General features: G+C 68.1%; 3 protein-coding genes. 2 read left to right on the top strand and 1 reads right to left on the bottom strand.

What is annotated here, in order from left to right; translation table 11 throughout:
* The first annotated feature begins 269 nt into the window (after positions 1-269).
* Positions 270-608, top strand: a complete 339-nt coding sequence (locus VI238_RS01815) for a hypothetical protein (RefSeq protein ID WP_331647817.1) — start codon at positions 270-272, stop codon at positions 606-608.
* A gap of 47 nt (positions 609-655) precedes the next feature.
* A complete protein-coding gene (locus tag VI238_RS01810; RefSeq protein ID WP_331647815.1) occupies positions 656-1195 on the top strand; it encodes an isochorismatase family cysteine hydrolase in 540 nt (179 codons plus the stop codon).
* Here VI238_RS01810 and VI238_RS01805 read toward each other — a convergent pair.
* A complete protein-coding gene (locus VI238_RS01805) occupies positions 1192-1833 on the bottom strand; it encodes a DUF6766 family protein (protein WP_331647813.1) in 642 nt (213 codons plus the stop codon). The two genes, VI238_RS01810 and VI238_RS01805, sit on opposite strands and share 4 nt — an antisense overlap.
* Between the last annotated feature and the right edge of the window lie 238 nt (positions 1834-2071).

Below are 2071 nucleotides of genomic sequence, written 5' to 3'. Positions count from 1 at the left end.
GTGGCCGTACCGTCGGCAATCCGGGCGCCTCGAAACCGCCGGTGACCCGTGCTTGCGCCTCGCTGAATCGGAGCCGCGCGCGCGGCGCCCGTTCGACAGCCAGTCATGCGCGCGAGCGGAGGCTGTCTGCTGCGATCCGATGCGCGGGATCCACCGCAGACGCGGACATCCTGCGGCGTCGGCGCGCACGGCAGGAGGCGGCTCGGCGACATCGCGGGCCCGTCGAGATCCGACATCTCCGAGGCGACGATCACCGACAGGAGCACGACATGCCACGCGGCGACAAGTCCAGTTACAGCGCCAAGCAGCGACGCCAGGCGGAACACATCGAGGAAAGCTACGAGAAGCGCGGCGTGTCTAAGAAGACCGCCGAGAAGCGAGCCTGGGCCACAGTGAACAAGGAGACTGGCGGCGCGAAGGGACGTACGGCATCGAAGAAGGCGTCACCGGCGAAGAAGACCCCTGCGAAGAAGGCTTCCACGAAGAGCACGTCGGCGCGGAAGAAGGCGCCGGCGAAGCGAGCCTCGAAGAAGTCGACCCGCACGTCGTCGAGCCGGTCGGCGGCCGCGAAGAAGGCGGCGCGTACGCGGGCGCGCACCAAGCGGTGAACGGTGCGAGGGCGCATCGATCGGGGAGTGGCTCACCACCGGGAGCCGTGCTCGCGATCGACCTCGTCAATCCGTTCGATTTCCCGGGAGCGGGTTCGCTGCTTCGCCAGACGCGCAGGGTGCTGCCGAATATCCGGCGCATCCTGCGGCGCGCGCGCGAGGCAGGCGTCCCCGTCGTCTACTGCAACGACAATTTCGGGCAATGGCGCTCCGACCTGCGCAGCAACGTCGACCTCTGTGCCGGCGACGGCGCGATCGGCGCCGACGTCGTGCGCGAGATCCTGCCTTCGCCGCTCGACTACTTCGTGCTCAAGCCCAGGCATTCGGCGTTCTTCGAGACTCCCTTGCGCATCCTGCTGAACCAGCTCGGCGTCGAACGCCTTGCGCTCGTCGGCATCGCCGCGGATGCGTGCGTCCTCAATACCGCGCTCGATGCTCATGCGCGCGCGTACGAGGTCGCCGTCGTTCGCGATGCCGTGGCCGCCCGCACGAGCGCCCGAACCCGACGCGCGCTGGAACTGCTGCGCACCGATCGGCCGGTGCGCGTGATCGCGACGCCCTCGGCGCTGCGCTGGATCGGTGCCTAGGAGCCGGTCTGCCGGTGCGGAGCCTCGACCGGCTTGGACTGCGGCGAGTCCTTCTGGCGAAGGAAGATCGAGAACACGACGAGCGAGAGCACGGCGAGGAATTCGCTCTGCCAGTTCTGCATCGACTCGAACCAGAACTGCGCGCCCGCGACGTGCTCGATGAATCGCTCCGGCGCGAGCCCCGACGCCGTTCGCTGTTCCGACTCGAGCATCCAGCTGCCGACGGCGTGGCCCGCGAACGCGATCGCGAACAGCAGGAACATCGCGATCGACAGCGAACGCTCGTAGAGCGCGCGCCACAGGCCGCCTGCCCGTACCGGCCATGGCGCCGGGCCCGCCTCGATCGTTTCCGCGGATCGCTCGAACGGACGCGATTCGGCCGAACCGCGCTGGCGCAAGTGCACGGTGAGGAGCACGTACATGCCCATCTGCAGGAACTCGCTCTCCCAGTTCTCCATCAGTGCGGAGACGAAGTGGCCGCTGTGCAGGTATGACCACAAGTCGATCGGCGGCATGCCCTGGCGCACGAGCTCATCATCGTAAGCGCGATGGCCGAAAGCGATCTGCGCGACGAGGCACGCGACGAATGTGGCGAGCAGGGTCAGCGAGAGCGCGTTCGACCGCAGGAAGGTCGTCATCGGCAGAGGGGGCGTTCGTCGGGCCACGAAGAGTGTGTCGATGTCGATGAATCGGCGTTGAGCCGGCCCGGGTTCATTCATGCGCCGCTGCCATGTCCGCTCCTACGATCGCGATGCCGGTGGCGGCAGGCCGCCGGCGATGCACAGGGGCGTCGACCGGGGCCGAGGAGGATGGGATGGACGGATGGTTCGAGCTCGCGATGCCATGGTGGCAGTTCGCCGTCCGCGGTGCCGTCGC

Origin of the sequence: Dokdonella sp., assembly GCF_036518555.1 — a bacterium.
GTDB lineage: Bacteria > Pseudomonadota > Gammaproteobacteria > Xanthomonadales > Rhodanobacteraceae > Dokdonella_A.
This window is presented reverse-complemented; position numbering and strand designations above follow the sequence as displayed.